The 2,865-nt window shown below is 51.0% G+C and carries 1 rRNA gene; it reads right to left on the bottom strand.

The window, feature by feature from the left end:
• Positions 1-2,859 (bottom strand): 23S ribosomal RNA (locus KQI86_RS19930); the annotation flags it as partial.
• Positions 2,860-2,865: the final 6 nt, after the last annotated feature.

Genomic DNA, 2,865 nt, shown 5'->3' with positions numbered 1-2,865 from the left:
AATGTATTACTACACTTACACCTCTAGCCTATCAACCTTGTGTTCTTCAAGGGGTCTTACTAGCTTACGCTATGGGAAATCTAATCTTGAGGTGGGCTTCACGCTTAGATGCTTTCAGCGTTTATCCCGTCCCGACATAGCTACCCAGCTGTGCCACTGGCGTGACAACTGGTGCACCAGAGGTCAGTCCATCCCGGTCCTCTCGTACTAAGGACAGCTCCTCTCAAATTTCCTACGCCCGCGACGGATAGGGACCGAACTGTCTCACGACGTTCTGAACCCAGCTCGCGTGCCGCTTTAATGGGCGAACAGCCCAACCCTTGGGACCTACTCCAGCCCCAGGATGCGACGAGCCGACATCGAGGTGCCAAACCTCCCCGTCGATGTGGACTCTTGGGGGAGATCAGCCTGTTATCCCCGAGGTAGCTTTTATCCGTTGAGCGATGGCCCTCCCACGAGGAACCACCGGATCACTAAGCCCGACTTTCGTCCCTGCTCCACTTGTCTGTGTCGCAGTCAGGCTCCCTTCTGCCTTTGCACTCTACGCGCGATTTCCAACCGCACTGAGGGAACCTTTGGGCGCCTCCGTTACTTTTTAGGAGGCGACCGCCCCAGTCAAACTGCCCACCTAACAATGTCCCGTGACCAGATTCATGGCCGCCGGTTAGAATCTCAGTACTGTCAGGGTGGTATCCCAAGGACGACTCCACAGAAGCTGACGCCCCTGTTTCCAAGTCTCCCACCTATCCTGTACAGACAATACCGAAACTCAATGCTAAGCTACAGTAAAGCTCTACGGGGTCTTTCCGTCCAATCGCGGGTAGCAAGCATCTTCACTTGCACTACAATTTCGCCGGATTTGTTGTTGAGACAGTGCCCAAGTCATTACGCCATTCGTGCGGGTCGGAACTTACCCGACAAGGAATTTCGCTACCTTAGGACCGTTATAGTTACGGCCGCCGTTTACTGGGGCTTAAGTTCACCGCTTTGCTTGCGCTAACGGATCCCCTTAACCTTCCAGCACCGGGCAGGCGTCAGCCCCTATACATCAGCTTTCGCTTTAGCAGAGACCTGTGTTTTTGCTAAACAGTTGCTTGGGCCTATTCACTGCGGCCACCTTTCGATGGCACCCCTTCTCCCGAAGTTACGGGGCTAATTTGCCGAGTTCCTTAACAACAATTCTTCCGCTGGTCTTAGGATTCTCTCCTCACCTACCTGTGTCGGTTTGCGGTACGGGCACCAAATTTCTCCATAGAGGCTTTTCTTGACAGTGTGGAATCAGGTACTTCGCCATAATGGCTCCCCATCACACCTCAGATTCAACTGGCGGATTTGCCTACCAGTCACTCCTAAGTGCTTAGACGCACATCCAATAGTGCGCACACCCTATCCTTCTGTGTCACCCCATTTGTGATAACGAAAGTTGGCGGTATCGGAATATCAACCGATTGTCCATCGCCTACGCCTTTCGGCCTCAGCTTAGGTCCCGACTAACCCTGAGCGGACGAGCCTTCCTCAGGAAACCTTAGGTTTTCGACCAATAAGATTCTCACTTATTTCTCGCTACTTATGCCAGCATACTCACTCCTGTACAGTCCACCGCTCCTTACGGTACGACTTCAACCCATACAGGAAGCTCCTCTACCATTCTTTCGAATCCATAGCTTCGGTGGTAAGTTTGAGCCCCGGACATCTTCGGCGCAGGATCTCTTGACTAGTGAGCTATTACGCACTCTTTAAATGAGTGGCTGCTTCTAAGCCAACATCCTAGTTGTCTTAGAAATCCCACATCCTTTTCCACTTAACTTACACTTTGGGACCTTAGCTGATGGTCTGGGCTGTTTCCCTTTTGACTACGGATCTTATCACTCGCAGTCTGACTGCCTGGATAAAAGTATATGGCATTCGGAGTTTGATAGGGTTCAGTAACTGTTGTCAGCCCCTAGCCCATTCAGTGCTCTACCTCCATTACTCATTTACCAGACGCTAGCCCTAAAGCTATTTCGAGGAGAACCAGCTATCTCCGAGTTCGATTGGAATTTCTCCGCTATCCACAGCTCATCCCATGGTTTTTCAACACCAACGTGGTTCGAGCCTCCACGGAATTTTACTTCCGTTTCACTCTGTCCATGGATAGGTCACCCGGTTTCGGGTCTACGGCATGCAACTAGTCGCCCTATTCAGACTCGGTTTCCCTTCGGCTCCACACCTTAAGTGCTTAACCTTGCTACATACCGTAACTCGCTGGCTCGTTCTACAAAAAGCACGCCGTCACACATTAATGTGCTTCGACTGTTTGTAGGCACACGGTTTCAGGTTCTTTTTCACTCCCCTCCCGGGGTTCTTTTCACCTTTCCCTCACGGTACTACTCCACTATCGGTCACCAGTTAGTATTTAGCCTTGGGAGGTGGTCCTCCCTGCTTCCCACAAGGTTTCACGTGTCTCGTGGTACTCTGGATTAGACCTCGAAGTCTTCACTTTTCGCCTACAGGACTATTACCTCCTACGGTAGAGCGTTCCAGCTCTTTTCGGCTAAGTTACCTCTTCTTTTATGGTCTATCCGCAACCCCAGAAACAAGTTTCTGGTTTGGGCTCTTTCCCTTTCGCTCGCCGCTACTTAGAAAATCGATTTTTCTTTCTCTTCCTCCGGGTACTTAGATGTTTCAGTTCCCCGGGTGTCCCTCCGTAAACCTATGTATTCAGTTCACGGTACATACCGTTAGGTATGTGGGTTTCCCCATTCGGAAATCTCCGGATCTCAGGCTATTTGCGCCTACTCGGAGCTTATCGCAGCTTATCGCGTCCTTCATCGGCTTCTGGTGCCAAGGCATTCTCCATGTGCCCTTTGTAGCTTGATCTTTACA

This window comes from Clostridium mobile (assembly GCF_018918285.1).
GTDB lineage: Bacteria > Bacillota > Clostridia > Clostridiales > Clostridiaceae > Clostridium_AW > Clostridium_AW mobile.
Note: the sequence above shows the minus strand (reverse complement) of the source record. Positions and strands in the feature narration are given on the sequence as shown.